Origin of the sequence: Mycobacterium sp. 852002-40037_SCH5390672, from assembly GCF_001665875.1 — a bacterium.
In the GTDB taxonomy this organism is placed as follows: Bacteria; Actinomycetota; Actinomycetes; order Mycobacteriales; family Mycobacteriaceae; genus Mycobacterium.
This window is the reverse complement of record NZ_LZTA01000044.1, coordinates 1-25,590: the sequence shown is the minus strand read 5'-3', so window position 1 is coordinate 25,590 and position 25,590 is coordinate 1. Positions and strand designations below refer to the sequence as shown.

Annotated in this window: 27 protein-coding genes, 1 tRNA gene and 2 pseudogenes; 17 read left to right on the top strand and 13 right to left on the bottom strand. The window is 65.8% G+C overall.

The genetic code is table 11. The features are described from left to right. Positions 1 to 39 precede the first annotated feature (39 nt). Complete coding sequence (locus A5782_RS07830; protein ID WP_082942838.1) at positions 40 to 1,596, top strand: serine hydrolase; 1,557 nt, start codon at positions 40 to 42, stop codon at positions 1,594 to 1,596. Positions 1,597 to 1,603: 7 nt separating this feature from the next. Here the strand turns inward: A5782_RS07830 and A5782_RS07825 are convergent, their stop codons facing one another. From A5782_RS07825 to A5782_RS07815, 3 genes are all read right to left on the bottom strand, one after another. Continuing rightward, positions 1,604 to 3,238: an LCP family protein gene (locus A5782_RS07825; protein WP_067097497.1), complete on the bottom strand. Its 1,635-nt coding sequence runs from the start codon at positions 3,236 to 3,238 to the stop codon at positions 1,604 to 1,606. A gap of 177 nt (positions 3,239 to 3,415) precedes the next feature. After that, entirely contained in the window at positions 3,416 to 4,279 is an 864-nt protein-coding gene (locus tag A5782_RS07820; RefSeq protein WP_067097494.1) for a phytanoyl-CoA dioxygenase family protein, read from the bottom strand. Between the two features lie 81 nt (positions 4,280 to 4,360). Continuing rightward, positions 4,361 to 5,818, bottom strand: coding sequence for a phospholipase D-like domain-containing protein (locus A5782_RS07815; protein WP_067097492.1), 1,458 nt, complete (start codon positions 5,816 to 5,818; stop codon positions 4,361 to 4,363). Between the two features lie 184 nt (positions 5,819 to 6,002). On the opposite strand from A5782_RS07815, the gene A5782_RS07810 reads away from it, so the two are divergent. After that, on the top strand, positions 6,003 to 6,395 hold the full coding sequence (locus A5782_RS07810; RefSeq protein WP_067097489.1) for a DUF732 domain-containing protein: 393 nt from the start codon (positions 6,003 to 6,005) through the stop codon (positions 6,393 to 6,395). A gap of 58 nt (positions 6,396 to 6,453) precedes the next feature. Here A5782_RS07810 and A5782_RS07805 read toward each other — a convergent pair whose 3' ends face one another. From A5782_RS07805 to A5782_RS26025, 3 genes and pseudogenes are all read right to left on the bottom strand, one after another. Then, on the bottom strand, positions 6,454 to 7,065 hold the full coding sequence (locus tag A5782_RS07805) for a methylated-DNA--[protein]-cysteine S-methyltransferase (protein WP_067097486.1): 612 nt from the start codon (positions 7,063 to 7,065) through the stop codon (positions 6,454 to 6,456). Then, positions 7,062 to 7,565 (bottom strand): RNA polymerase sigma factor, encoded by a 504-nt coding sequence (locus A5782_RS07800; protein ID WP_231986621.1) that lies wholly within the window; start codon positions 7,563 to 7,565, stop codon positions 7,062 to 7,064. Before A5782_RS07800 ends, A5782_RS07805 begins: the two co-directional genes overlap by 4 nt. 73 nt (positions 7,566 to 7,638) lie before the next feature. Then, a pseudogene (locus tag A5782_RS26025) lies at positions 7,639 to 7,832 on the bottom strand (DUF2236 domain-containing protein); the annotation flags it as partial. Here A5782_RS26025 and A5782_RS25280 point away from each other — a divergent pair. The 4 genes and pseudogenes from A5782_RS25280 to A5782_RS07785 form a co-directional block, all read left to right on the top strand. Next, positions 7,827 to 7,970 (top strand): annotated as a pseudogene (locus A5782_RS25280) (TetR/AcrR family transcriptional regulator); the annotation flags it as partial. The pseudogenes A5782_RS26025 and A5782_RS25280 sit on opposite strands and share 6 nt — an antisense overlap. Positions 7,971 to 7,984: 14 nt before the next feature. Next, positions 7,985 to 8,257 carry a hypothetical protein gene (locus A5782_RS07795; protein WP_067097483.1) on the top strand — a complete coding sequence of 91 codons (273 nt, stop codon included), beginning with the start codon at positions 7,985 to 7,987 and terminating at the stop codon, positions 8,255 to 8,257. 58 nt (positions 8,258 to 8,315) lie between these two features. After that, the gene (locus A5782_RS07790) at positions 8,316 to 8,726 is read left to right on the top strand and encodes a DUF4267 domain-containing protein (protein ID WP_067097480.1); all 411 of its coding nucleotides are present in this window, start codon (positions 8,316 to 8,318) and stop codon (positions 8,724 to 8,726) included. 109 nt (positions 8,727 to 8,835) lie between these two features. Further along, positions 8,836 to 9,663 (top strand): LLM class F420-dependent oxidoreductase, encoded by an 828-nt coding sequence (locus A5782_RS07785; protein WP_067097477.1) that lies wholly within the window; start codon positions 8,836 to 8,838, stop codon positions 9,661 to 9,663. 2 nt (positions 9,664 to 9,665) lie between these two features. On the opposite strand, the gene A5782_RS07780 is transcribed toward A5782_RS07785, so the two are convergent. From A5782_RS07780 to A5782_RS27085, 3 genes are all read right to left on the bottom strand, one after another. Continuing rightward, a complete protein-coding gene (locus tag A5782_RS07780; protein ID WP_067097474.1) occupies positions 9,666 to 11,141 on the bottom strand; it encodes a YdiU family protein in 1,476 nt (491 codons plus the stop codon). A 40-nt stretch (positions 11,142 to 11,181) separates the two neighbouring features. Beyond that, positions 11,182 to 11,748, bottom strand: a complete 567-nt coding sequence (locus A5782_RS07775) for a hemerythrin domain-containing protein (RefSeq protein ID WP_067097471.1) — start codon at positions 11,746 to 11,748, stop codon at positions 11,182 to 11,184. A 240-nt stretch (positions 11,749 to 11,988) separates the two neighbouring features. After that, complete coding sequence (locus A5782_RS27085) at positions 11,989 to 12,261, bottom strand: WGxxGxxG family protein (RefSeq protein ID WP_067097468.1); 273 nt, start codon at positions 12,259 to 12,261, stop codon at positions 11,989 to 11,991. Positions 12,262 to 12,604: 343 nt separating this feature from the next. On the opposite strand from A5782_RS27085, the gene A5782_RS07765 reads away from it, so the two are divergent. After that, positions 12,605 to 13,567 (top strand): hypothetical protein, encoded by a 963-nt coding sequence (locus A5782_RS07765; RefSeq protein WP_067097466.1) that lies wholly within the window; start codon positions 12,605 to 12,607, stop codon positions 13,565 to 13,567. A gap of 124 nt (positions 13,568 to 13,691) precedes the next feature. Then, positions 13,692 to 14,615, top strand: coding sequence for a CoA ester lyase (locus A5782_RS07760; protein WP_067097463.1), 924 nt, complete (start codon positions 13,692 to 13,694; stop codon positions 14,613 to 14,615). Between the two features lie 3 nt (positions 14,616 to 14,618). Here A5782_RS07760 and A5782_RS07755 read toward each other — a convergent pair whose 3' ends face one another. Continuing rightward, positions 14,619 to 15,893 (bottom strand): HNH endonuclease signature motif containing protein, encoded by a 1,275-nt coding sequence (locus A5782_RS07755; RefSeq protein ID WP_067097460.1) that lies wholly within the window; start codon positions 15,891 to 15,893, stop codon positions 14,619 to 14,621. Between the two features lie 54 nt (positions 15,894 to 15,947). Between A5782_RS07755 and A5782_RS07750 the strand changes: the two genes are divergently transcribed. Both A5782_RS07750 and A5782_RS07745 read left to right on the top strand, forming a co-directional pair. Then, entirely contained in the window at positions 15,948 to 16,304 is a 357-nt protein-coding gene (locus A5782_RS07750; RefSeq protein WP_067097558.1) for a DUF488 domain-containing protein, read from the top strand. 40 nt (positions 16,305 to 16,344) lie between these two features. Continuing rightward, complete coding sequence (locus A5782_RS07745) at positions 16,345 to 16,971, top strand: GNAT family N-acetyltransferase (RefSeq protein ID WP_067097457.1); 627 nt, start codon at positions 16,345 to 16,347, stop codon at positions 16,969 to 16,971. A 17-nt stretch (positions 16,972 to 16,988) separates the two neighbouring features. Here A5782_RS07745 and crcB (A5782_RS07740) read toward each other — a convergent pair whose 3' ends face one another. Together crcB (A5782_RS07740) and crcB (A5782_RS07735) are read right to left on the bottom strand one after the other, a co-directional pair. Continuing rightward, the gene (crcB, locus tag A5782_RS07740) at positions 16,989 to 17,357 is read right to left on the bottom strand and encodes a fluoride efflux transporter CrcB (RefSeq protein WP_067097554.1); all 369 of its coding nucleotides are present in this window, start codon (positions 17,355 to 17,357) and stop codon (positions 16,989 to 16,991) included. 11 nt (positions 17,358 to 17,368) lie between these two features. Further along, positions 17,369 to 17,767 (bottom strand): fluoride efflux transporter CrcB, encoded by a 399-nt coding sequence (gene crcB / locus A5782_RS07735; protein WP_067097454.1) that lies wholly within the window; start codon positions 17,765 to 17,767, stop codon positions 17,369 to 17,371. A 102-nt stretch (positions 17,768 to 17,869) separates the two neighbouring features. On the opposite strand from crcB (A5782_RS07735), the gene pgm reads away from it, so the two are divergent. The 3 genes from pgm to A5782_RS07720 all read left to right on the top strand — a co-directional run bounded on the left by pgm (position 17,870) and on the right by A5782_RS07720 (position 20,892). Then, complete coding sequence (gene pgm / locus A5782_RS07730; RefSeq protein WP_067097451.1) at positions 17,870 to 19,501, top strand: phosphoglucomutase (alpha-D-glucose-1,6-bisphosphate-dependent); 1,632 nt, start codon at positions 17,870 to 17,872, stop codon at positions 19,499 to 19,501. A 53-nt stretch (positions 19,502 to 19,554) separates the two neighbouring features. Next, complete coding sequence (locus tag A5782_RS07725; protein WP_369815601.1) at positions 19,555 to 20,763, top strand: MFS transporter; 1,209 nt, start codon at positions 19,555 to 19,557, stop codon at positions 20,761 to 20,763. A gap of 56 nt (positions 20,764 to 20,819) precedes the next feature. Further along, positions 20,820 to 20,892: transfer RNA gene (locus A5782_RS07720), tRNA-Ala, on the top strand. 218 nt (positions 20,893 to 21,110) lie between these two features. Here the strand turns inward: A5782_RS07720 and A5782_RS07715 are convergent. Continuing rightward, the gene (locus tag A5782_RS07715; protein ID WP_082942836.1) at positions 21,111 to 21,968 is read right to left on the bottom strand and encodes a DUF4383 domain-containing protein; all 858 of its coding nucleotides are present in this window, start codon (positions 21,966 to 21,968) and stop codon (positions 21,111 to 21,113) included. 337 nt (positions 21,969 to 22,305) lie between these two features. Here A5782_RS07715 and A5782_RS07710 point away from each other — a divergent pair, with 337 nt between their 5' ends. The 4 genes from A5782_RS07710 to A5782_RS07695 form a co-directional block, all read left to right on the top strand. Further along, positions 22,306 to 23,220: a metal-dependent hydrolase gene (locus A5782_RS07710; protein ID WP_067097442.1), complete on the top strand. Its 915-nt coding sequence runs from the start codon at positions 22,306 to 22,308 to the stop codon at positions 23,218 to 23,220. After that, a complete protein-coding gene (locus A5782_RS07705; RefSeq protein WP_067097439.1) occupies positions 23,217 to 23,405 on the top strand; it encodes a ferredoxin in 189 nt (62 codons plus the stop codon). The genes A5782_RS07710 and A5782_RS07705 overlap by 4 nt, the downstream gene beginning before the upstream one ends. Before the next feature lie 4 nt (positions 23,406 to 23,409). After that, entirely contained in the window at positions 23,410 to 24,621 is a 1,212-nt protein-coding gene (locus tag A5782_RS07700) for an NAD(P)/FAD-dependent oxidoreductase (RefSeq protein WP_067097436.1), read from the top strand. A 259-nt stretch (positions 24,622 to 24,880) separates the two neighbouring features. Then, a partial coding sequence (locus A5782_RS07695; protein WP_156623843.1) for a hypothetical protein occupies positions 24,881 to 25,590 on the top strand: 710 nt, incomplete at its 3' end.

Here is a 25,590-nt window from a genome sequence, read left to right as displayed (position 1 = left end):
GTATTGGATGCGGCCGGGCCGCCGACTTACTCTTGCCATATGCCGGTAGTCAGTGGCGGGTGGAAGTTCTGGCCATCCTCGCTACGCAAGACGGTCGTAGTCGCAATTGTGTTGCTCGCCCTCATCGCGCTTTCCCCGTGGGCCTTTACGGCACACCCGCCGGTGGGCGACCGCCCAGAGCGGCCCGCTCAGACGCCCGTGGCAGCGCCCGCGCCCCCGCCCGCGGCGGCTCCCGCACCCGAGTTCGCGACCATCTCCAAGCTGATGAACGACGCGATCGCGGCAGACGGGCTGCCGGGTGGCGTGGTGGTGGTCGGGCACGGCGGCAACGTCGTCTTCCACCAGGCCTATGGGTCGCGCAAGCTCGCGGGCGAACCGGGGTTGGACGGGTCGCCCGCACCAGCGGAGCCGATGACCGAGGACACGATCTTCGACATGGCGTCCTTGACCAAATGCCTCGCGACGGCGGTAGCCATCATGCAGCTCTACGAACAGGGCAAGGTTGCGTTCGACGATCCGGTGCAGAGGTATCTGCCCGACTTCAACACGGCGAACGATCCACGGCGGGCAGCGGTCACTGTGCGCATGCTGCTGACCAACACCTCCGGTGAAGGCATCGACGTCAACCTCGGAGATCCGTGGGGGCTCGGCGGACCCGATAAAGCGGAAGGCGCCCATCGTGCGCTCACTACTGCGCTGCAGTCGGGTCCGGGTGAGCTTTTTCGTTACTCCGACATCAACTACATCCTGCTTGGATTGATGCTCGAGAAAATCACCGGCGAGCCTGAAGACACTTACGTTCAGCGCAATGTGTTTGTGCCGCTTGGCCTGCAAGACACCCAGTATCTTCCTGCGGTCAAAGCGTGCGGCCCGCATGTGCTGCGAGGGGCGGCGGTCGCTTGGGCCCCCGCGCCATCTGGGCGGGAGCCGGTGGCTTGTCCCGCAGGGACATGGAGCACGAGCCTTCTGCCGCGCATCGCACCAACAGCGCGTGACGAGGAAAGCAGGGACGACCCCAGCAAGAATCCGGATTTCTTTGCCCTGCTTCGGGGTACGGTGCATGACCCGACGGCACGCCGGATGGGGGGAGTGGCCGGCAATGCCGGCCTGTTCTCGACGGCGCACGATGTCAGCATCTTTGCGCAGGCGCTGCTTGACCGGCTGGCCGATCGCCCAAGTGAGTTTCCTTTGCGGCCAGAAACTCTCGAGCTGATGACGACTCCTCAGCAGCCCGGCCATACCGCCGAACAAGTTGTAGCGGCAAACCGTGCCGCTCAACGGGCTCACACTCCGACCTATCCGGCGACCGAAGGGCAAAGCCTGTTTGGTTTTGGCTGGGACATCGACACGGCCTTCTCCAGGCCGCGCGGGACGGTCTTTCCCGTCGGCAGCTTTGGCAACACCGGATTTACCGGAACCACGCTGTGGATGGACCCCGGTTCGAATACCTACGTCATCCTGCTCTCGAACTCGATCCACCTGCGGGGCAGCCCGCCGATCTCGAAACTGCGGGGTGCGGTGGCCACGGCCGCGGCCCAGGCCCTGCATCTCTACGGCGCCGCGCCGTCGGCCCCGACCCAGCGGAAAACCCGCTAACCGCTGGTCATTTCACGCAGGGAATACCGTCGGTGGTCATGCGTGAGAGGTTGGTAACCGCAGGTTCTTGCGTCCCGGCGCCGGTGGCCGGCACCGTGGTGACGGGCGCCGCCGAGGCGGTTGTGGTCGGCGATTCCGACGTGTAATTGCGGTTCTGGTCGAAGCGGGAGAAGTCGGTCCCGACGGTCAGTCGCACGGTGTTGCGGGCGATGCTGTCGGATGCGGTCGCCGTTATGTCGAGGTGGTCGGCGAGCTCGGTGGCCGCTGTCTTCGCACCGGGTCCGTAGCTGATGCTGCTCGTCTCGGTGGTGGAGTCGGCGGTGCTGAGCTTGCCTTCACTGAACTTCCCAGTCGCTAAGAGCATTTGGAGATTTGCGGCCTCGCCTTGCCGGCCCGAGGCGTTGACCACGTCGAGCGCGACGCTGTCTGCGGTGCTCGGCGCGCCGGTGTCCGGTTGAGCCGCGGTGGTGAGACTGCCGGTCGACGGTGCTGCAGGCGAATCGGCGCCCACCAGGTTGTGCACGATGGAGCGGACGGTGGGTACGTCGATGAAGTTCACATATGCGCCGTTCGAGATTTCGCCGAAGCTGCTGACCGGAAGCGTGTACAGCACCACCGGTCTGTTGGGAAATGTCAACGCGTTTCGCACGAAATCGTCAAAATCGAAACCAGCGTCAACGGCGACGTTCTGCTTGGCGACGTCCAATAGGGCGCGCAGCCGGGTCGGGTCCGACAACGCCCCGCCGCGGCGTATCGCACTGACCACCGAGACGATGAAAGCCTGCTGACGACGGCTTCGATCAAGGTCGGTGAACGCCGCGTCGTTGGGGTCGCGGCGCTGCCGAACGAAGGCCATTGCCTGGGCCGCACTGATCTGCTGCATGCCTCGGTGAAAGTCCGCGCCGGAGTAGTAACGGTCCGAAGTATCCGCGTTGAGGCACACGGTGATCGGTTCGACCACCCGTGCGATTTGGAAGAACCCAGCCAAGGTGACTTCGATAAAGTGGTCGATCGGGATTTGCAAAAGGCTTCTGACGGTGCTGATTTCGGCTTTGCGGCCCGCCTCGCGCGCCGCCTGTTCTTTCGCCGTGGAGTCTTGCCCTTGAAGGGGGGTTGGATCTGGCTGCAAGCCGGCAGAGCCGTGGCCGGCCATCACGCGCTGGTAGGCGAAGCTGTAGGCTTCCTTGATCTTGCCGCGGCAATCCGGGGTCGGGCATCCGGCCAGATCGACGTAGTCGTCGCGGGGGATCGAGATCGCCGTAGCCGCAGCGCCGCCGGCAGGCAAGTGCACCACGATGAGCGCGTCGGAATCGCCGTCGGCGGAATCTTCATTGCCTGCGTGCAACGCGTCGTAGATTTCGGGCGGCAGCGGCCGGCCGTGCTGGTCGCGGCGGCTATCGAGGCCCATGACCAGGATGTTCTGATCGCTCCCGGTCGATGCGGGTTCACCGGCCAACGCCTCGGATTTGGTGATGCCCGCCGATGCGCTGCGGTAGGTGTGCCAGGCGATGCCGATGACGGCCACCACGACCAGCGATATCACCGCGGCCAGCCACTTGGCACCGGCCACGATCCTGTGCTTGCGGTGCAAGCGATTCGGGGGCCCCGCCGTCGGCGAATCTGCTTCTGGCTCGCCGGGCATGCCCGCTCGACGCGTCATGACAGAACTGAGAATAGCCAGGTGGCGGCGCTTGAAACCAGGGATTGCGGGTTCGACTGCCTCGTCACATCGCAGCCCGGCATTGCGCACAGGTGATAGGGCACAGCGCACAGCACATCAGCACGTGCAGATCCGTAACAACGAGGGTGGTCTATCCGGCTACGGCTCGGAATCAATGTCCAAGAGCCGCAACGGATGCAGGCCGTCGACGTTGCCGACGAACGGCGGGTGGATGCTGTAGCCGAGCATCCGGCGAATGTCCTCGGAAACGGTTCGCGCGATATCGCGCGACACCGACAACGTGAAGGCCTCCATCGGGCGTAGCCACGGTTGGCAGTACTGCGCGGTGACGGCCAGGCGCTCGCGGTCGGTGCTGTTGGCGCCTCCACCGTGCCACAGGGTGCCCACGAAGAACACGCACGAACCGGCGGCCATGACGACGGGTAAAGCCTGGTCGTCCGGGCCGGGCCGGCGTTTGCCCCAGCGGTGGCTGCCCGGATAGATGACCGTGGCGCCATTGTCGGCGGTGAAGTCGTCGATCGCCCAGATCGTCGCGGCCGCCAACGGTGCCCGGGGACGCGGAATCGGGTAGAAGCCGTCGTCGTGGTGCGCCAGCTGCGCGGCCTCGCCGGGCTGAATGTTGATGGCCTGCAACGCCGAAAGCAGGTAGTTGGGCATCAGCAGCCGATCGAGCACCGCCAGCACCCGCGGATCATCGACAAGCCGATCGCACACCCGGGTCCTACTCAACAGACTGTAGATGCGCTGGGTGTGCAGGCCCTCGAACGAATTGCGTCCGGTGTGCCCCAGCCTTGGCCGCGCCACCTCGCGGATCCGCGAGCACTGCTCGGAGCTGAGCAGGTTCTCCCATATGACGTAGCCGTCGCGATCCAGCGCGGCCATGTCGGACTCGACGATCGCGCTGTCCACCGAACTTCCGGCGGTCGGTGTGCGCTTGTACCGCTGCGCCAGATCGCCCCGCAGGTCCTCCAGCGTGGTGACGGGTTCGTCGTCGATGCTCATCGGTGCGCGTCCTTAGTCCACTGGCACTTCTGCCCACACTAAGCCGATTTCGCCTCGACCCACACCCGAATCGCCGACTGGTCAACCCCGAAGGCCGGTGATGAACCGTTGCACGCTGCGAGTCAACGACCGTGGGACGTGGTCGGGATCCATCAGGTCGTTCTCGGCCAGCGGACCCGCCTCGTTGGCCACGGTGCGCTCGGTGAATGGCCGCAACGTTTTGCCGTCTCCCCGAAGTGCCTCGATCGCCTTCAAGACCGACCGGTGTTCGCCGATCGCCTCGTTCAGCTCGCCCACCGGAACGCCGAGGTGCTCAGCCACCAATTCGTTTCGCACCGAGCAGATTTCGCGGCGCAGGTCGTCGTGTTCGGAATTAGCCGGCTGCGCCTCGACGGCCACGTCGCACTCGCTGTCGAACCCCATCGAACGGTTGTTGAAATTCGAGGAGCCGATGCGCAACAGCCGATCGTCGACCACCAGCACCTTCGAATGGACGTAGATCGGTGCACCGCCGTCGGTGACCGGCCAATAGACGCCCAACCGGCCATGCTCGTCGGCTTCCCACAGCAGTTGGATGAGCCGGTGGCGTGCGCTGTCCATTGTTCCCCGCTCGAGCGGGTTGTTGCCCCTGCGCGCGAGCACGATGACGATCTCGGGACCGTCGTCTTCCCGCAGCCGCACAGCAAGCGCTTCGACAATGGTGCGGGACGCCAGGTATTGGTTCTCCACATAGACGGTGCCGCGTGCGGCCGCGATGGCGGCCAGGTTGAGCGCCTCTACCTCGCGGACCTCCGCACGATCTAGGAGCTCCGGCACGGTGCGTGCGATTCCGACGTCCACATTGCGCAGGCTCGGTTGCAGCTTGCTCGGCCAAGCGCTGTGCTTGGCCTCGACCGGGGACAACGATTGCTTTGTCGCGGTCTGCCACCGCGCCAGCGCCTGCTCGCCCAGTGCCCGTGCCGCCTCGCCGTCAACCGCTAGCCCGACGTCGTGTCGCGGCCCATAGCTGCGCCCCGCCGCCCGACGATGGCGATTGTCATGCTCGTGTGCACGGGTGTCCCATCGTTCCAGGGTGAGATCGATGCCGGCGCAGAACGCCACCGCATCGTCGATGACGACGATTTTCTGATGATGCACGGAGCCGATCGGGTGCGCGCCGTCGATGGCGAAGTGCAGTCGCCTGCTGCTGACCTGGTTGAGCAGGGACACCGGGGCGAGCCCAAACCACAGCCCGTCGAAGGCCGGCAGCAGACGCAGATTGGACTTCAATAGGTAGATGTCCAGACCGGGCCGCTTCCACACCATCCAATAAAGGAAAGCGCCCAGCTGGTTCGGCCCGGGAAGTGTCTTCTCACCCCGCTCGAACGTCACCCGCGAGTCGAAATCCCAGCCGATCAGCACTATTCGATGATGGGCGCGCAGCATCGCCGCCTTGACGTGCTTGAAGTAATCGGCCGCGTCGATGATGGGGGCGAACTGTTCGGCACGTGCCACGCGCCAGCAGGTCTGGCCGGGAGTCAGGAGTCGATCGCCGTGCACGCCGGAGCTCTCAACGATGTTGATGGGGCAACGCGGACATAGCCACTGTGTACCACATCGACTGCGGATGCCAGGATTCCTGAGGAATCGCCACCCGAGGGCTCAACTTGCGCGTTTGGCGCGGTTATGCACAGCCGGAGGGGCTCGGCAGGACAATGGCGCCGACCTGTACGAGGATGAAGCGATGCGAATGCTGGTAGTGCTTGCGGGCTCCGCCGCGCTCATCGGTGTGGCCGCACCGGCACACGCCGATCCGTCCGGCGCTTCGGGACCTGATGCGAGCTTCCTCGCCGCGCTCAACAAAGCCGGCATCACCTATCAGGACCCGGGTGCCGCCGTCGGGGTGGGTAAACGGGCGTGCGAACTGATGGACGAGGGCAGTCCCCAGGTCGACGTCATCAAGAGCGTCTCGTCGAGTAATCCGGGGTTCACGGTGGACGGCGCCGCGCAGTTCACCATGATCGCGGCCAGTGCCTACTGCCCCCAGCACCTGGGACAGCAGGTCACTCAGGCACCGCCGTCGCCGCAACCGTTGCCGGTCGTCGACATTCCCATCTTTACGCCAGGAGCTGGCTAGTAGAACGAGCGGCTGTCCGTATCGACCTGTACCGCAACGGGATTCGTCTGGGCCCGACTTACGCGGCGGCCTCGAGGGTGAGCAGGATGCGTTTGGCTTCCACGCCACCGAGATAGCCGCCCATCGCGCCGTCGCTGCGTACCACGCGGTGGCAGGGCACCACGACCGGTAGCGGATTGGTGGCACAGGCAGTGCCGACGGCGCGGACCGCGTTGGGATTGCCCGCCAGCTTGGCCACCGCGGCATAGCTCGCGGTGTGGCCGTAGCCGATCTCGGGCAGATGACGAAGCACCGTGCTGCGGAATCCGGCCGAAAGCCGCCAGTCCAGCGGGACGCTGAATTCTTGGCGCTTGGCGGCGAAGTACTCGTCGAGTTGCCTCGCGGTCGCGTCAAGACGGTCGGGTGCGAGCAGAATGCGTGGACTGATTCTGTCGGCGAGGCTTTGCAGGACGGTGTCGTGCCCCTCGCTGGCGTAGGCGACGCGGACGAGGCCGAGTTCGGTAGCCGCGATGAGCAGGGCGCCGACCGGGCTGTCGACGACGCGGTAGGCGATGTCCAGGATGCCCTCGCGGTGTGCCGCGGCGGCAAATTGGGTGTGCAGTTCGCCGAGGTCGTCGGCGGTGGCGTCGGTGATCTGGGCGAGGTTACGGATCAATTCTTCATTGCTCATCGGTGTTCTCCTGTCCCGGTGGTGCCGGCGGCGATGCCGGGGTATGTGCGTCTGAGGGTGGCGATGCCGTCGGCGGCGGCGCGCCGGGCGGCGTCCGGGCTGCCACCGAGGATGGCGGCGATCTCGGAGTAGGGCAGCCCGGCCAGGTAGTGGTAGGCCACGGCTTGCTTCTGCTTGGCGGGCAGCCGGGCCAGCGCGTCGGCAAGGTCGTCGTCCCTGCCGGGAGCAGCCGGGCCGGGCGTCTCGGGGACGTCGTCGGTCGGCATTGCGCGTCGCGCCCGGGCTCGGCTGAGGTCGATGGCTTTGCGATGCGCGATGGTGACCAGCCAGGCCTCGACATTGGCCTCGGCGGGCAGCGCCGGGTAGCCGCGCAACGCGGACAAAAAGGTCTCCGACCAGGCATCGTCGGCGTCGACCGGCCCGACAATGGCGCGGCACACCCGCAACACCGCGGGACCGTGGTCGACGACCACCGCCTCGAACGGTCGTTTGACTGTCACGCTGTGTAGACGCTTCGCCGGGGGACTTTGTGAGATGTCCCCAGTGTCGAGCATCGAAGGAGCGGGAGAGTGACTACACCGACTGGACGCTGCGCTCCACCTCGGAGCGGCTGCGAACCTGGTCGCTGCCGAGCACGTAGGTGGCACGGTGTGCGGGACGGTGGTGCCTCCCTTGACCCTGGCCTGCGCCTGCCGGAACTGCGGGGCCGGGCCGGCTGCGGCGTTGCTCCCGTTGATGATCGACCACACCGCGGCGCGACGGGCAGTACTCCGGTGGCCGCGGAGGTCGCCGCGGCCCTCTACACGGGCGCCATGGCCGAGCTTGCGCAGCAGTGGCTCGCCGGGCATTTGGGCAGTGATCTCGACGTCGTCGTCGACTACGCTCTGAAACTGGTGTTGCGGTAGGTGGGAGTGCGGTTATGGGCGGAATCGACAGCGCGATGGACCCGATCCGTCGCATCCTCGGGCACAAGGTCAGCGTGGGTGCGCTCGTCGAGCTGGCGGTGTGGCTGGCGATCCCATACCTGCTTATCGGGTTCGGGTGGACCGTTTTTCACCCCGAGCAGATCCAGCGAATCCAGGCACGGATAGAAGCCGTGTCGCCCACCGAAGCCGACGCCATGGCCTTCGGGCTGGCCACGCTCCTGTGGCCTGCGTCGCTGCAGATCGCCGATTCCTGCCCGGTGACATGATCGACTTTCGGGTGGAATGCGTGCACGATCGGACGGTTTGCTCCTAGGCTCTCAGACCATGTCAATCGACCGGTTCGGCCTTCTTGCGGGCACCATCCGACTCGCCTCCGGCGTTTCATTCCTCGTCGATCCTTTACGCGCGAACAAGTTGTGGGGAGACCCGGAGGAGCCGACGCCGACCGCGCAACTGTTGTTGCGATCGATTGGCTATCGCGACGCGTTGATCGGCGTCCTGCTCACGGCTGCGGCGCTGCGCGGTAAGAACACGCGCGGCTGGTTCCTGGCCTCCGCCGGTGCCGATGTGGCCGACCTGGTCGGCGGGCTGAGCGTGCACGGCGAGCTGAAGCCCTCGCAGCAGATCATCGGCCTGGGCGGGGCGGCCGTCGGCGTGGCCGCCGGTCTCTGGGGCGCGGTACGTCCGACAACCCGTCAGATCAAACGGGCGGCGGCGGAAGAACCAGCGCCGTGAGCTGATCCTGCGCGGAGTCGCGGCTGGTCCCGGTCGCTGACGGCGGCCAGCTCGCCGCCGGAACACGTTGGCGCTGACAGGCGCGCGGTCATGCGGTTGACTAGGCGCCATGGGTTTCGGAGTGCTGACATTTGTTACCGACGACGGCATTGGTCCTGTGGATCTGGGCAAGGCGCTCGAGCAACGCGGTTTTGAATCGCTTTTTCTCGCCGAGCACTCGCACATCCCGGTCGACACGTTGACCCCCTACCCGAGCGGTGGCCCGATTCCGCCGAAGTACTACCGCACGCTGGATCCGTTTGTGGCGCTGACCGCCGCGGCAGTCGCCACCGAACGGCTCGTTGTGGGCACCGGGATCGCGCTGGTGCCCCAGCGCGATCCCATCCACACGGCCAAAGAGGTGGCGTCGCTGGATCTGGTGTCGCAGGGGCGGTTTCGATTCGGCGTGGGTGTTGGCTGGCTACGCGAGGAAATCGCCAATCACGGTGTCGATCCCTCGGTTCGCGGACGCGTCGTCGACGAGAGGCTCGACGCGATGATCGAGATCTGGACGCACGAAAAGGCGGAATATCACGGCGATTTCGTGAACTTCGACCCGATCTACAGCTGGCCCAAGCCGGTGCAGAAACCGTATCCGCCGCTGTATCTCGGCGGCGGACCGGCGGGCTTCAAGCGTATCGCCCGGCTGAACGCCGGGTGGCTTTCGATGACCCCATCCGCGAAAGCCTTGGCCGGAGGGCTCGAAAAGCTACGCGCCGCTGCCGACCATGACGTCCCGGTGATCAACTTCCATGGTGGCGAAGCGACGGCGAAAGAGCTTGAGGGCTACCGCGAATTGGGCTTGGAACACCTGCTGGTGGACCTGCCCACCGAACCTCGCGACCAGACGCTTCGCCGCCTCGACCAGTTGCAGGCCGAGTTAGCCAAGCTGTCGTAAAGTCAAGTACCGCAGAACGTTTGGTATTTACCGAAGTCCTCAGGGGCGGGCGCGGCGTAGCGCTCGAGGCCCGGCCGTTCGGCATAGGGCTGCGTCACCGCGGCGAGCAGTTGTCCCAGGGGACCGAGCTCGCCCGCCGTCGCGGCGCTGAGAGCCTCCTCGACCAGATGGTTACGCGGAATGTAGATCGGGTTGCTGCGGTCCATGGCGTCGGCGTCGGGACTCAAGGCGCGCCAACGCGTCAACCACCCGTCAAAACCGGCGAGGTCCATGAACAACCCCCGGACGGGTTCGGCATCGGACTTGGCGTCTGATCGCGCCGCGTGGCTGAGCTGACGGAAGAACGAGGTGTAGTCGACGTGATTCTGCTTGAGCAGAAGAAGCAATTCCTCCACCAATACCGTAGTGAACTCGGCGTCGATGTCGGCGGACAAGCCGAGTTTGGCGCGCATCCCGGAACCCCACACCGCGTCATAGCGGGTTTGGAATATCCCGAACGACTGCTCCGCGAGCGCAATGGCCTCCTCGGTGTTCTCCGAGAACAGCGGAAGAAGCGTCTCGGCGAAGCGCGCGAGGTTCCATCCGGCGATCACCGGTTGATTTCCGTACGCATAGCGTCCCCAGAAGTCGATCGAACTGAAGACGGTGTCGGGATCGTAGGCCTCCATTAAGGCGCACGGTCCGTAGTCGATCGTTTCGCCCGAGATGGTCGTGTTGTCGGTGTTCATCACACCGTGGACGAATCCGATCAGCATCCATTGGGCAATCAGCGACGCCTGCGCGGCAACCACCGCCTCGAACAAGGCGAGGTAGGGATTCTGTGCCTCGGCGGCACCGGGGTGGTGCCGGTCGATCGCGTGGTCGGCGAGGCGGCGCAGCAGGTCCACATTGCCCGTGGACGCCGCGAATTGGAAACTGCCCACCCGCAAATGACTGGCGGCCACCCGGGTGAGTACGGCCCCCGGGAGTGTTTCTTCGCGATGGACCGGACGCCCCGTAGCCACCACGGCCAACGACCGCGTCGTCGGCACGCCCAGCGCGTGCATCGCCTCGCTGACGATGTACTCCCGCAGCATCGGCCCCACCGCGGCCAGGCCGTCGCCGCCGCGGGCGAACGGTGTGGCACCGGAACCTTTCAGGTGGACATCCCGCAACCGTCCGTCGCCGTCGACCAGTTCGCCAAGCAGCAGCGCGCGCCCATCGCCCAACCGCGGAACGAAGCCGCCGAACTGATGCCCGGCATACGCCTGGGCTACCGGAGCGGCACCGCCGGGCACCAGGTTGCCCACCAGGAAGCTCAGCCCCTCTGGGCTGCGCAGCCAGGCGGTATCGAGGCCGAGCGTTACGGCGAGCGGCTCATTGAGCACCAGCAACCGCAACTCGGGAAACGTTTCGGCTTGCCAGCGAACCGCCATCTCCGGCAATTCACGGAAGAACCGGTCTTGCAGGGCAACGGTGGTATCCGGGGCAACACTCATCTCATCGAGCCTACGGAAACTCGGCGCCGCAACTGCCGCGCTATCCGAGGGCTTTCTCGATGAGGTCGCGAGCACGGTCGAGCATGGACGCGAAGGGCCCGAGCGCGAAGTTCAGCTTCGCCGATTCCACCCCGGGGTGTGGACGTGTCGGAGCGATAGCCTCGGCCGCGCGCACCGCCGCGCCCATCCGATTGAGATCGTCGGCGTCCACTTTGCGCTCCAGCACGGGGAACTCCTCGCTCTCCTCCTGCCGGGCGTGCTCGAGCACGGCTTCGCGCAGCTTGGCGAGTGCATCGATGAACTGCTGAGAGGTGATGTCGAGCTTTTCAACCTGTGACAGCAGTTCCTTGGCTTCGTGCTCTTCTTTGAGGCGGGCGTCAACGATGGCGTCGCCGGCATCGTCCTCGCGCCGGACTCGCGGGTGCACCACCATTTCCTCGGCGGTCTCGTGGACGGCCAGCAATTGGCGCAATGTTGCGAACGGCTCTTCGCGCGCTTTTGGATCTGTAGCGTGCAGCACTTGGTCGAACATGTCCTCGATGAGGTTGTGCTGCGCTTTCAGGAACGCGACGACTTCGTCGGGTGATTGGATGATCATCTCGGCCATCGCCGGTACCTCCTGTGATGGGAGAGTGGGAAACGCACGTTGGGCTGTGTGCGGCTCATCGAGGCATACCCGCTGCACAAGCGGCCAAACGACGCCTCGCTGTGCGCGACGGTCTCCGGGGCCCGGCCGAAAGTTTGGATCCCTTGCGGCACAGAGTGTTTGTGCGGCATCGTCGAGCACCCGGCCAGATCCCCGTCAGCTGGGCAGGTCTGACGGGGATCTGGGGGCTACGCGACGGGTTTAAACGCCGCGGTCCCGAGTGACCGCGGGTCCGACGCCAGTGCCAGTGGCAGCGTCTTTGCGGCGCATGAGGCCGGCGAGTCCGCCCAGGCCCAGCAGGCCGACGAGGCCCCACAGCCCGGTCTTGTCGCTGTGTTGGTCATTGTTGTTGTCCGCCAACGTCGTTGTAGTTGACGACGGCGCGGGAGCACTCGGGCCCGCTGCATTGGCGACACCTGCTCCACCGAACAAAAGTGCCCCGGTGGCTGAAACGATTGCAATGGTCCTACGCATATCTACTCCTTGTGGATTTCTCGGTCGAACCCAGACGGGTGATCGAGAGGCGTTTTCGGGACCAGGTTGCTCTAGCCTCCGCAGGAAGCGACGCGCGACCGACGGTCGCCACGTGGCGAGGGATGGTCTACCCCCGGTTGATCAAGGTGAAACCCGACTCGCGGGGCCGTTTTCGTTTGCTGGCCCCCAGCCAGTCCCGGCTGTGGGCGACATTCGTGCGCAAAAAAGCGAGATGTGTCACACGTCCGCCCGGGATGTTGAACGCGCTCCGGCGAATGGGTAGCCGCAAAGACAAGGCGCTCTCGTGCCGATCCAAGCAATCAACGCAGGAGGCGAAAATTCCATGACTTCATCCGACAAGACCACCGTAGTGGCTCAGCTGCGCGCACTACACCAGCTGACCAACACCGAAATTCAGGTTGCAGAGACCCGGATTGCGCAGGCGCGCACGGACGCGGTGCAACGCGAACTGACACAGAATGCCTCGAACGCCCGTGAGCGGTCCGAGGCCATCGAGAAGGCAATCCGGGAGCTCGGCGGCGTCCCCGACGTGGTGGGCCCCTTCCTGGGCCGCGCCGCCGCGGCGGTCAAGGCCCTGACCGAGCAGGCCCAACCGTTTGACGAGGCGCTTCTCGGTGATCTGGCGCTGGAAAACCAGCTGCTGGACCGCGCCCGCTACCTCAAGGCGCTAGCCGTCGCCGCCGGCCTGTCAGATGTTGAAAGCCTTGCGGCACGGCTGATCACCGCTCACTCGGCGACGGTGGCCTGGCTGACGACGGTGCTGGCCGAAGACGCCCTTGGTGGGCCGGCCGCGCTGCGTCGCACGCCATTGCAGGCGGCGACCGGTACCGCGGTGAAACTGGTCAACTTGCCGGTCGAATGGTCGACCCGCGGAATCGACCGGGCCGCCGATGCGCTGCGTTACGCGCGGCCGGCGTTCAGCGACCTGGTGGGCCGGAGCGCCCACGCCGGTGATGTCGCGACGAAAGCACTCGCCGCGTCGCGCAACGCCGCACTCGAGGCGGCCGAGAAGGTCACTCGCAACGAGGGGGCCCGCCAGACCGCGAATGCGCTGCATTCGGCGCGCGCGGCCGTCGGTGTCCTTGACGCCGACGAGCTGCCGATCGCCAACTACGACGAGCTCAACGTCAGCGATGCGGTGGCCGCGGTCAAGGATCTCACCAGCCCGAGCGACGTTCGAGCGATCATCGCCTACGAAGAGGCGAACAAGAATCGCCAGGGCGTCGTCTCGGCTGCTCAAACGCGCGTCGCGGCCATTGCACAAGAGGTCGTCGGCATCAACTAGTCGAACATCCGATGTGGTGGCACGGCCGCCCGGCGCGAGTTCTCACTCGGTCGGGCGGCCGAGCCGTCTGCGATATCGCTACGGTTAGGGGACCAGCCCACATTCGCAACCACGAAAAGACGAGATGTACGACCAGGTCAACAGCAGCGCACCGGAGTCCGACGACATCGTCGGTTTCCGTATCGACCCCGTTCTGGCCCGGAGTTGGCTACTGGTGAACGGTGCGCACGACGACCGGTTCCAGTCGGCGGCGCACTCGCGCGCTGACATCGTCGTCCTCGACATCGAAGACGCCGTCGCGCCCAAGGACAAGCACGCCGCCCGCGACAATGTGGTGCATTGGCTGAACGCCGGGAACACCGACTGGGTCCGCATCAACGGCTTCGGCACGCCGTGGTGGGCGGACGACCTCGCCGCGCTGGCCGCTACACCGGTCGGCGGGGTGATGCTGGCGATGGTCGAATCGGTGGACCACGTGACCGAGACGGCACAACGCCTGCCCAACGTGCCGATCGTGGCGCTGGTGGAAACGGCCCGCGGCCTGGAGCGCATCACCGAGATCGCCGCGGCGAAGGGTACCTTCCGGCTCGCCTTCGGCATCGGCGATTTCCGCCGGGACACCGGTTTCGGCGAAGACCCGGGCACGCTGGCGTATGCGCGGTCACGCTTCACGATTGCCGCAAAAGCGGCCAGTTTGCCCAGCGCGATCGACGGGCCGACGATCGGCTCCAACGCTTTGAAGCTTATCGAGGCCACGGCCGTTTCCGTGGAGTTCGGGATGACGGGCAAGATCTGCCTGACCCCGGACCAGTGCGGCATAGTGAACGAGGGCCTGTCGCCCTCGCACGACGAAATTTCTTGGGCCAAGGAGTTTTTCGCCGAATTCGAGCGTGACGGGGGAGAGATCCGCAACGGCTCCGACCTGCCGCGCATCGCCCGGGCCACCAAGATTCTCGAGCTGGCCCGCGCATACGGCATCGAACCGTCGGAGTTCGACGACGAAGAACGGGATCATTCGCCCGCGCCGTCGGACACCTATCACTACTGAGCGCTAGGCCGCATGTCGCGCAAGCGCGACACCGACCCGGATTTCGAGCTTGCTCATTATGAAAGTGGGGGCGCGCGGCGGTGCCGTCGATCGGTAGGTTTCGCCGGTTGGCGTCGTGAAAAGCGCTGTGTGGGTGTGAGTTTCGTCGACGCCGGTGCTGACCTCCCACCCCACGCTTTCCTTGACGTAGTTGCAACGTTCGCACAATCCGAGACCGTTGTCCGCAGTGGTGGGCCCGCCGTCGGCCCACGGTCGTGCGTGGTCGCGATGCCTGATCGGCGCGTCGCAGTAGGGAGTGCGACAGCGTTGATCGCGTAGCCCGATGAACGTGGCCAGGCCGCGCGGGAAAAGTCGTGACCGTGACTCCATGGTCACCAGCGCCCCGGATTGGGGATGCTTGTAGAGCCTGCGCAGGGTCGCTCGCGAACGTCGATCGCCGGCAGCACCGGCGACCATGCTGCGGGCGACCGCGGCGGGGATGGGACCGTAACCGCAGACATCGGCCGGCGCATTGTCACCGCCGAGCAATGTTTCGTCGGACAGCACGAGGTTGACCGCGATCGGGGTCGGGACCGTTGCGCAGCGACCGGTGACTCTTTCCACCAAGGTGTCCGCCATCACCTGCCCACGCGGGCGCCCGTCGCCGCGGGTGTCCGCTTCGCGGCGCAGCGCCGCATACACCGAAACGCCCTGGGCCACCGGCAATAACGCGGTGAGATACGTCATCGTGTCGGGCGCCGGTCGAATGGTGACCGTGCGGTCGTTCTCGGCCCTGGCCGCCCGGTCGACCACGGCATGCGGATCGAGCCGGTAGGCGATCGCCCTTGCGGCCGCGGCCACTCGCGCATCGCCCATGCCATTCAGATCCGCTGGGTCGGCACACATTTCCGTATCCAGGGCGCGGCGGTCCTCGACGTCCAGGCATGCGCTCTCGCGCACGATCAGCGTGGCCCGCCACTCTGACAGCACCCCGCGTTCCAGCGCCGCCAGCGTGTGCGGCATCTCGTGCACCAGCGCCTTGGCGAAGCCCAGATGCCGGTCGCCCCGCGCGGGTGCGTCCCGTCGCGCCAGGGCGACTTCGCTGGCCACGCCGCGCCCGCGGCGCGCTGCGGGCACCCCGGCGGCCGCGTCGGTGGCTCGACGCGCCGCATCCAGGGCCGCCGCCGCGCGGGCCTGGCCCGCAGCGGCCGCGGACTTGATCGTCTCCAGCTCGGCGATGCGCTTGATCAGCGCCGATTCGTCGGCGTTCGGGTCGACGGCGGCCAATTTCTCGAACATACATTCGATGTTAGCCCCGCCCTACGACAAGCCCCGGTGGTTACCCTGAAACATGTGAGCCCCAGCAGGCGGATCCGGGTGGCGCGGGTCTACGACGAGGTCGGCCCCGACGAGGGGCAGCGCGTGCTGGTCGATCGAGTCTGGCCGCGTGGAGTGCGCAAAGACGATCCCCGGGTGGGTATGTGGTGCAAGGACGTCGCGCCGTCGAAGGACCTCCGCGAGTGGTATCACCACGATGCGGACCGGTTCGACGAGTTCGCATCACGGTATAAGAGCGAACTGCGCGACAGCGGCGCCCTGGAGGAGCTGCGCAAGCTCGCCGAGCGCGGTTCCCTCACGCTGGTCACCGCGACCCGCGAGGTGGACATCAGCCAGGCGGCCGTCCTGGCGAAGCTGCTCAAAGCCCACTGAACACCGTTCGACCAGCGGCATCGTAGGCTCGAGTGCACAAATGAGTGACGCCGAGCCCATCCTCCCGCGGGAACTGACCGATCTTCCCGAGGCGATCAGCAGCGTCGCCCCGCCGCCCATCCCGGAGCTGCCCGACCCGTACGGTCTGCGTGTTGCCGATCCGGACACCGACGCCGAGATGATCGCGGAGTGGATGAGCCGGCCGCACTTGGTGCAGGCCTGGGAGTCGAACTGGCCGATGGCGCGGTGGCATCGCTACCTGCAGGCGCAACTGCAAGGCGGCTTTTCTCGTCCACTCATCGCTACGCTGGACGGGGTCGATCGCGCGTATATCGAATTATACAGGGCGGCAAAGGATTCCATCGCCGCACGATATGAGCATGATCCCCACGATTTGGGTCTGCACGTCGCGGTTGCCGATCTGGACCACATCGAACGCGGGCACGTCAGTTACCTGCTGCCGCATCTGGTGCTCAGCATCCTCGCCCTTGATCCGCGGTGTCGCCGCATCATGTTCGATCCCGATCATCGCAACGTGTTGGCGCGCAAGTTTTGTGAGCGCAGCGGTTGCGCATATCTCGGCGAGCATGACATGTCGAATCGGCGGATGGCGCTGTATGTGCTGCCCCGCACCCCCGACGACATCCCTCGTCGGCGCGACGCTTGAGGGCACGCGTGCCTGAATCAAAGCTGTTGTGCGAACTGCTGTCCGACGAAGGCCGCCACCTCACCGAGCATGACGCTGACGACGATGTTGGCGAGTGCGGCGCGCAGTTGGCGTTCCTCGCCCAGGCGCTGGGTTTCCAGCATCCAGGTGGAAAACGTGGTGTAGGCCCCGACGAAGGCTGTGCCGGCCAGCAGGGCCGCCTCCTTGTTCAGTGCCAGGCCGCCGAGGAAGCCCAAAAGCGCTGCGCCGCTGATGTTTACCACAAGCGTGCCGAACGGAAACGGCCGCGACGCCCGGCGCGCCACCGTGCGGTCGATGAGGAAACGCAGCACCGAGCCGACGCCGCCGATCAGTACGACGCCGACCCAGAGCAGAGCCGTCGTCATCGTGGCCGCGGTCACCGGCGCACCCGGACCCGGCGGACCAATTTGGTGGCAAGGTGCACCGCGAACAGTCCCAGCGCGATGCTGGTGACCGTGTAGCCGGCGGCCAGCGCCCAACAGCCGTGTTCGACCATCTTGAGCGTCTCGACCTGCATCGTCGAGAAAGTGGTTAAGCCGCCGCACAATCCGGTGCCGAGTAAAGGCCGCCGATAGCTCGACGTCGGCAATCGCTCGAGCAGCCGGGTGGTGAAGTAACCCACCAGAAACGCCCCGACGATGTTGACCACGAAGGTGGGCCAGGGCCAGCTCGAAGGATCACCGCCGGCGAGAGTGGTCAGTGCGGCGCGGGCCAGAGAACCCAACGCGCCACCGGCGAACACCGCGGCCAATTCGCGATAGTCCCGTTGAGCCACTGGCGTCGGTTCCCTTCGTTTGCCGGTGCGCTACGCAGCGTATGGCCGAAGTCCAGACCGGCGCAGCCCGGGGGGACACGGACACGGGCAGAATTGGTAACCATGGTGGCCAACCCACGCGCCGGTCAGCCGGCCCAGCCCGAAGACCTCGTCGACCTGCCCCACTTGGTGACGGCGTATTACTCGATTGCGCCCGATCCCGGTGACGTCGCTCAGCAGGTCGCATTCGGCACGTCGGGTCACCGCGGGTCGGCGCTCAATGGCGCGTTCAACGAGGCGCACATCCTGGCGATCACGCAGGCCATCGTCGAATACCGCGCCGCTCAGGGCACATGCGGCCCGTTGTTCATCGGCCGGGACACCCACGGACTGTCCGAGCCGGCCTGGGTGTCGGCGCTGGAGGTGCTGGCCGCCAACGACGTCGTCGCCATGATCGACTCCCGCGACCGGTACACGCCGACTCCGGCGATCAGCCACGCCATCCTCACCTACAACCGCGGCCGCACCGAGGCGCTGGCCGACGGAATCGTCGTGACACCGTCGCACAACCCGCCCCCGGACGGCGGCTTCAAATACAACCCGCCCAACGGCGGGCCGGCCGACACCGATGCGACTAACGCAATTGCCAAGCGCGCCAACGAGATCCTGTGCGAAGGGTCGGGCGTCAAGCGTGTTCCGCTGGCCCGCGCGATGCAGGCCGTGCAGCGACACGATTACCTGGGCAACTATGTCGACGACCTGCCCAACGTGGTCGACATCGACGCCATCCGTGAGGCCGGGGTGCGCATCGGCGCCGACCCGCTGGGTGGGGCGAGCGTGGACTATTGGGGCGAGATCGCCCAGCGGCATCGCCTGGATCTGACCGTGGTCAATCCGCTGGTCGATGCCACGTGGCGGTTCATGACGCTCGACCATGACGGCAAGATCCGGATGGATTGCAGCTCGCCGGATGCGATGGCCTCCCTGATCGCCAACCGTGACCGCTACCAGATCGCCACCGGCAACGACGCCGACTCCGACCGCCACGGCATCGTCACCCCCGATGAGGGCCTGCTCAACCCGAACCACTACCTCGCGGTGGCCATCGAATACCTCTATACCCAGCGGCCATCGTGGCCGGGCGGCATCGGCGTCGGCAAGACCGCGGTCAGCTCGTCCATGATCGACCGGGTGGTCGCCGGCATCGGCCGCAAGCTGATCGAGGTGCCCGTCGGATTCAAATGGTTCGTCGACGGCCTCATCGGGGGCACCATCGGCTTCGGCGGCGAGGAGTCGGCCGGCGCGTCGTTCCTGCGGCGCGACGGATCGGTGTGGACCACCGACAAGGACGGCATCATCCTGGCGCTGCTGGCCTCGGAGATTCTCGCGGTCACCGGCCTGAGTCCGTCCCAGCGCTACCACCAGCTGACCGAGGAGTACGGCACGCCGTTCTACGCGCGGGTCGACGCGCCCGCCGACCGCGAGCAAAAGGCCCGCCTGTCGAAGCTCTCCGCCGACCAGGTGACCGCGACGGAATTGGCGGGGGAGCCGATCACCGCGAAGCTGACCGCAGCGCCGGGCAATGGCGCACCACTGGGTGGATTGAAGGTGACGACGGCCAATGCGTGGTTTGCCGCGCGACCGTCGGGAACCGAGGATGTGTACAAGATTTACGCGGAATCCTTCAACGGGCCTGAGCATTTGGCGGAGGTGCAGGAAACCGCGCGCGAGGTGGTCAATAAAGTCATCGGGTGACCTTTTCCCTCCGCCTTGCCCGCCCGGGGGGGCGTGCGTCCCGTTCTAGCCGGCTGCCGCGCGAAGTCTGGATTCTGAGCTGGGCAAACATCATGATCGCCCTGGGCTACGGTGTGATCTCACCGGCGCTTCCGACTTTTGCGCGTTCCTTCGGGGTCAGCATCAAGGCGGTGACTTTCTTGGTCACCGTCTTTTCGTTGAGCCGCTTGTGTTTCGCACCGATCAGTGGCCTGCTCACCGAGCGGTTGGGTGAGCGGCGCATCTACATCGGCGGTTTGCTGATCGTCGCGGCGTCCACCGCCGCGTGTGCTTTTTCCCACGCTTACTGGCAGTTAATGCTTTTCCGTGTCTTCAGCGGCATCGGGTCGACGATGTTTTATGTCTCGGCGCTGGGGCTGATGATCCATATCAGCCCTCCCGACGCACGTGGGCGGATCGCCGGGCTGTTCACCACGTCGTTCATGGTCGGCGCGGTCGCCGGTCCGGCGGTCGGCGGCCTGGCGGCGGGTTGGGGGTTGACCGCCCCGTTCGTCGTTTACGGCGTCGCCATGCTGGGTGTGGCGGTGGTGTTGTTCTACAGCCTGCGGAATTCGGCCCTGGCCGCGCCGCCGCCACCGACACGATCGACGGTGACGCTGCGCGAGGCGCTGCGTGTCCGCGCGTACCGCTCGGCGCTGCTGTCGAATTTCGCGACCGGCTGGTCCGCGTTCGGCCTTCGGGTCGCGCTGGTTCCGCTGTTCATCTCCGATGTCATGGGCCGGGGCATCGGCATCATCGGTGTGGTGCTCGCGGCGTTCGCGGGCGGTAATGCGTTGGCCGTCATCCCCAGTGGCTACCTGTCGGACCGGATGGGCCGGCGCACCTTGTTGATCATCGGCCTCGTGACGTCCGGGGTGGCGACGGTCTGGCTGGGTTTTGTGTCGTCGTTGCCGGTGTTCATGGTTGCGGCGGGCGTGGTCGGAGCGATGGCCGGGATCTACATGTCACCGCTGCAGGCCGCCGTTGCCGACATCCTGGGCAACGAGGCGCGCGCGGGCCTTCCGGTGGCGACGGTGCAGATGATGTCGGATCTGGGTGCCATCGTTGGGTCCATGGCGGTCGGTTGGGCCGCCGAGCAGTTCAGCTATACGTGGGGTTTCGTGATCAGCGGGGTTGTTCTGCTGATCGCCGCAGTCGGCTGGGTAATGGCGCCGGAAACCCGGGCCGCGGTGGATCTCGAGGCAGATCTCATGGCGTCCGAGGCGGACGTGGAGCCGGTCTGAGCAGCAACTTTGAAGGAGGGTTACCGGTGGTGTAGCTTCGATGGGCACGACTTCTTGGGGCTATGGCGCAGCTGGTAGCGCACCACACTGGCAGTGTGGGGGTCAGGGGTTCGAGTCCCCTTAGCTCCACCGAGATAACCGGCAAGCCGACTGTCAAGAATTGCGCGCTAAGGTGCGCCCACTGGCGTCGATGCGGTGGCGTGAGCGCAAAGACGGCTGTCTGTTTCGGTCGCTCTGGTGACGTACATCCGACCACGCTCGCCACTGCAATCGGTGCGCATGACGCGCTGATCGGTCGACCAGATAATCGCGACGGCGCTACCTTCGCATCGTCGGCGCTGGCAATGTCAGCGACGGCGGCGGATCCAGATGACGATGCCGACGACAGCTGCCATGAAAGCCACGGCCACCGGCACGAAAGCGTGTGATAGCACCGCATCTGCCGTCCGGGTGGCGGAGTGCTTGGGCCGCGTTGAGTTCGGGACGTCGTGGGTCGAGGGCTCGTTCGCTTCGTGTGGTTTGGTGGGCCCGCGCTGGCGCGGCTGTTCAACTACCTCTGGAGGTGGGGGTGGGCGCCCCTGAGCGCCCGACTCCTGAGCGGGCGCCGCCGCTGCTGCGGACGGTGGTCCCGGTTTCGTCGCGGCAGCCGCGCTCATGGATCCAGCCGCCGGCTCGGTGATCGCTTCGAAGGCCGAACGCTGCCGTCGATTGCGGCCGCGCCCCCGCCGTGGCCCCCAGGCCTCGTCTCCCAATTCGTCGGGAATCAGCCACATCAGCAGCGCGAGGTTGACTACCCCGAGCACACCGTGCAGCACGATGTCAGCAGCATGAAAACCCAACGGCGTCGGTTTTGCGCGTGCCGTGGCGACACTGCTGAAAAACAACAACATGAAGTAGGCGATCGCACTCAGCGCCGTGACGGTTATTGCCGCGCGGCGATTGCCGATAGCAGCAATAGCCGCCACGCCAAACGCCAGCAGGATCGCGCTCTGCGCCGGAGTCGTCGACAGGCCGAGAACCGGGGCGCCGGTGGGCCCCGCATGCGGGTGCAGGGCGGCCGAGATCAACCCGGCAATGCCGAACGTGCTCACGAGCACGCCCTCGGCCAGCAGCAACCAACGCCCGCTATGGAAACGCCCGGGATCCATGGGGATTCTGCGCAACCCCGAGGTCAAGCCGGGAACATGGCCCGCCGTAACAGGCATCCGCACCCTCCCGCCTGAGTAGCAGGTTCTCTGGCAGGGCTACCCGCTTCCGGCCGGACTACTCCAGCCGTTCTCGCGCCGCCCCGACGGCTATCTCGGCAGGCCGGCGCGTCGGCGAGTTCGGGGAAGAGGCCTGAGACGACCGTCGGCGCCCGAACTCTCAGAATCCTGATACCGCTGGTACGCATAAGCGGCCATTCGGGTGGGTACGCCGCTGGGTGAACGGTCGTTCGCAGCCGAACCGGCGCCCGCCGTGCGGCTCGGTCGGATCGACTCGTTTCTTCAAAGGAGAAAGAAACGACCGACTAAGCACGTCGGTCGGCGGGAGGAGCATCTGATGCCCGAGGTCCAACTTCACCACGATGGACATCCGCGCCACCGCCGGATGGTCCGGTTCGACTGGTCCGAGACGCCGCTGCACTGGGTGCCCGACGACCCTTTCGCAACGCACATGATGAACGTCTTGCATCTACTGCTGCCCGAAGGAGAGCGACACTTCATCAAGGCTGTCCTCGAGGCGTCATCGCTGGTCGATGATCCGGAGCTGGAGGCGGCGATCAAACCGTTCATCCAGCAGGAGTCCTGGCATGCCTGGGCGCACCAGGTGGTGCTGGATCATTTGGCCGAACAGGGCATCGACACCAAGCCGTACACCTCGCGACTCCGAAAAACGTTGTCTGCGACGCTGGGCGATCCGCCCAAGTTTTTCCCGCCGGCGCTGCAGCGATGGTGGTTGTACCGGCGACTGGCCGACGTGGCAGCCCTGGAGCACTTCACCGCGATGTTGGGGCAATGGGTGCTGCAGAACCGAGGTCTGGACTACGCGGGCACCGACCCGATGATGCTGGATCTGTTGCGCTGGCATGGCGCCGAGGAGGTCGAACACCGTTCGCTGGTGTTCGACGTCTACCAGCACGTGTGCGGCAACTATTTCATCAGAGCCTTCTCGATGTTGATGACCACCCCGCTGTTTTTCGGGTGGTGGATTGCCGGAGCGAAATATCTGATGGCCCACGACCCGACCATTGACCAGAAGTGGAGCTGGCGAGAGTGGCGTCGTGCGGCCCGGGAGTACAAGTTGCCCGGTCCCTGGCAGCTCATCGTGACCCAACCCCTCAGGTATATGCGGCGCAATCATCATCCGGGTCCGGAAGCGGTCACGACGATGGCGGTCGAGTACATCAAAAACTCGCCGGCAGCGAACGCCGCGCGCGAACGGGCTCAACTACAAGGGAAGGCCGCGGTTCGATGAAGGTTTCGGTGGACCTCGATACCTGCGACGGCAACGGTGTGTGTATGAGCCTGTGCCACGAGGTTTTCGACGTACGAGAAGACGGCTTGCACCTGCTCCAAGAGCAACCGCCGCGAGAGTTACGCGGGCCGCTGAAGGCCGCCGAAGTGTCCTGCCCCACCCGGGCGATCGTGGTGGAGGAGTGACGCGATGCCCGCGAATCGTCAGCTAGAGCAGGTCGTCGTCGTGGGTGCCGGCGTGGCGGGGATCCGGGCGGCGGAGACCCTGCGACAAGAGGGATACGACGGTGGCCTCACCATCGTCGGTGCGGAGCGGCACGCCCCGTATCACCGGCCGCCGTTGTCGAAGAAGCTGCTGAGCGGTCAGGTGCACCGGGCGGGCATCGACATGGCGCCGCAGTTCGACATGGATGCGCGGGTGCTCCGAGGGGCATCTGCGGTCGGATTGGACTTGTCCGCACGCACCGTCCAAGTCCACGACGACGGCCAGAACCTGTCGGTGAATTTCGACGGGGTTGTGATAGCCAGTGGCGCGCAGCCACGCGAATGGCCGGGCGGCCGGGCCCCCGAGGGGGTGCTTCTGCTGCGGACGGTCGAGGACTGCTTGGCGATTCGAGAACGGCTCGGCTCGCGTCCTCGGGTCGTCGTGGTCGGGGCCGGGTTCATCGGCGCTGAGGTGGCCGCAACCTGCCGCATGCTGGGGCTGGAGGTGGTGCTCATTGAGAAGGCCTCCGGACCGCTCGTTCAAGCGTTGGGTGCTGAGCTGGCGCCGTGCTGGGCGAAGTTGCATCGCGAGCATGGCGTGGACCTGCGCGTCGGCGTGGGTGTCGACGGGTTCGTCGGCAACGGGCGGGTGGAAGCGGTTCGACTCACGGACGGTTCGCAGGTTCCGGCCGATGTCGTGATCGTCGGTCTGGGGGTTACACCCGCCACCGCCTGGTTAGAGGACTCGGGCCTGCGTTTGGACGATGGGGTGGTCTGTGATGCCACTGGTGTCGCCGAGGGCGGTGATGGCATTGTCGTCGCGGCCGGCGATGTGGCGCGTTGGTGGCATCCGCTGTATGAGCGGCACCTGCGTACCGAGCATTGGGACGACGCCGGACGGCAGGGCGCGGCCGCGGCGCGCACACTGCTGGCCGGGCCCCAGCACGCCGAGGCCTACGACGACGTGCCGTATTTCTGGTCCGATCAGTATGACGTCAAGGTCCAAATGCTCGGTATCCCAACCGATTACGACGCCGTCAAAGTAGTCGAAGGCAGTCCGGACGCCTGGGAGTTCGTCAGTGCTTACGGGCGGGGCGGTCGCACCATCGCGGTGCTCGGGACGATCCCCGGCCGGGTATATGCCTATCGGGAGGCCATCGAGAAACGCGCCGAATTTCCGCCGAGCCGACCGGATTAGCGAAACTGGACATCCGCTACCCCCCGCAGGCCGGCATAGTGCCGCTCGGGCCGCGCTCGCCTAGCAGCCGCCCAGCCCAGCGACTCCCGGGTCGCAAGAAGAGCGGACGGTTTCTTTGTCCACGAATGGGCCTGGACGACTCGAGACACGCTTTTTTGGGTACAGCATCCACCAACCATCTGGAGCGCACTGATCGGGCCACATAACCGCATAGGCGACGACGGCACCATGCGCGCCGCCGAGGGACGGAGTTATAACAATGCATCGCCCCGACACGATCATCGAAATTCATCGCGAACGCGTGCAGGATCAGACGGTCGAGATGTTCAGCGCCGAGAAGTACACGCAGTCAGTCGACGGCACCGGCTACTCCGCGACGGCCACCCTTGACCTCACGCTGGATCGCGTCTGGTTCATCCTCGACTCTCATCAGCGGCTCTGGCAGGAGGAAGCTGACGGTGAACCTCGCGATCCCATGCGGCACTTCGCGATAGACCTGGTGATTTTCGATTCAAAGATCGTTATCGATTCGATCACCTGCATCCCGCTCGTATCGCTGCCCCCGGCGACAATCACCATCCCGGACGGTCCGCGTGCCGGAGAGTCGCGCGAGATCCCGTACAACGAGATTCCGCTGTTCGGGCGGTTGACGATTCACGATCAGCTCGAGCCGCACCAGATAGAGCCGGGCAAGCAGACGATCGCACTGAACTTCACATCCCAAGAATCTCCTGTGCTGGTGGCCACCCCGTTGCCGGACCAGTACGCCGGGCGGTTGTTCGGTCCGCACGTCGAGCGGCGTGAGGGCGGGGTCACCGTCTTCGCCGGACAGGATCCGCGGATCAGCTGGGAGCTCGACTACGCCGAGGCGTACTGGGTAACCCACAGCATCGCCGGGGAGCTGATGGTGAACCTGGAGAAACTGCAGCACCCCAGCCTCTCCGACGATGAAGCCAGAACCAGGGTGCT

What these genes read in the sequence shown, in the direction of transcription:
- A5782_RS07830 (WP_082942838.1), top strand. Translation starts at nt 40, where the DNA reads ATGCCGGTAGTCAGTGGCGGGTGGAAGTTCTGGCCATCCTCGCTACGC.
- A5782_RS07825 (WP_067097497.1), bottom strand. Translation starts at nt 3,238, where the DNA reads ATGCCCGGCGAGCCAGAAGCAGATTCGCCGACGGCGGGGCCCCCGAAT.
- A5782_RS07820 (WP_067097494.1), bottom strand. Translation starts at nt 4,279, where the DNA reads ATGAGCATCGACGACGAACCCGTCACCACGCTGGAGGACCTGCGGGGC.
- A5782_RS07810 (WP_067097489.1), top strand. Translation starts at nt 6,003, where the DNA reads ATGCGAATGCTGGTAGTGCTTGCGGGCTCCGCCGCGCTCATCGGTGTG.
- A5782_RS07805 (WP_067097486.1), bottom strand. Translation starts at nt 7,065, where the DNA reads ATGAGCAATGAAGAATTGATCCGTAACCTCGCCCAGATCACCGACGCC.
- A5782_RS07795 (WP_067097483.1), top strand. Translation starts at nt 7,985, where the DNA reads ATGGGCGGAATCGACAGCGCGATGGACCCGATCCGTCGCATCCTCGGG.
- A5782_RS07790 (WP_067097480.1), top strand. Translation starts at nt 8,316, where the DNA reads ATGTCAATCGACCGGTTCGGCCTTCTTGCGGGCACCATCCGACTCGCC.
- A5782_RS07785 (WP_067097477.1), top strand. Translation starts at nt 8,836, where the DNA reads ATGGGTTTCGGAGTGCTGACATTTGTTACCGACGACGGCATTGGTCCT.
- A5782_RS07780 (WP_067097474.1), bottom strand. Translation starts at nt 11,141, where the DNA reads ATGAGTGTTGCCCCGGATACCACCGTTGCCCTGCAAGACCGGTTCTTC.
- A5782_RS07775 (WP_067097471.1), bottom strand. Translation starts at nt 11,748, where the DNA reads ATGGCCGAGATGATCATCCAATCACCCGACGAAGTCGTCGCGTTCCTG.
- A5782_RS27085 (WP_067097468.1), bottom strand. Translation starts at nt 12,261, where the DNA reads ATGCGTAGGACCATTGCAATCGTTTCAGCCACCGGGGCACTTTTGTTC.
- A5782_RS07765 (WP_067097466.1), top strand. Translation starts at nt 12,605, where the DNA reads ATGACTTCATCCGACAAGACCACCGTAGTGGCTCAGCTGCGCGCACTA.
- A5782_RS07760 (WP_067097463.1), top strand. Translation starts at nt 13,692, where the DNA reads ATGTACGACCAGGTCAACAGCAGCGCACCGGAGTCCGACGACATCGTC.
- A5782_RS07755 (WP_067097460.1), bottom strand. Translation starts at nt 15,893, where the DNA reads ATGTTCGAGAAATTGGCCGCCGTCGACCCGAACGCCGACGAATCGGCG.
- A5782_RS07745 (WP_067097457.1), top strand. Translation starts at nt 16,345, where the DNA reads ATGAGTGACGCCGAGCCCATCCTCCCGCGGGAACTGACCGATCTTCCC.
- crcB (WP_067097554.1), bottom strand. Translation starts at nt 17,357, where the DNA reads ATGACGACGGCTCTGCTCTGGGTCGGCGTCGTACTGATCGGCGGCGTC.
- pgm (WP_067097451.1), top strand. Translation starts at nt 17,870, where the DNA reads ATGGTGGCCAACCCACGCGCCGGTCAGCCGGCCCAGCCCGAAGACCTC.
- A5782_RS07715 (WP_082942836.1), bottom strand. Translation starts at nt 21,968, where the DNA reads ATGCCTGTTACGGCGGGCCATGTTCCCGGCTTGACCTCGGGGTTGCGC.
- A5782_RS07710 (WP_067097442.1), top strand. Translation starts at nt 22,306, where the DNA reads ATGCCCGAGGTCCAACTTCACCACGATGGACATCCGCGCCACCGCCGG.
- A5782_RS07705 (WP_067097439.1), top strand. Translation starts at nt 23,217, where the DNA reads ATGAAGGTTTCGGTGGACCTCGATACCTGCGACGGCAACGGTGTGTGT.
- A5782_RS07700 (WP_067097436.1), top strand. Translation starts at nt 23,410, where the DNA reads ATGCCCGCGAATCGTCAGCTAGAGCAGGTCGTCGTCGTGGGTGCCGGC.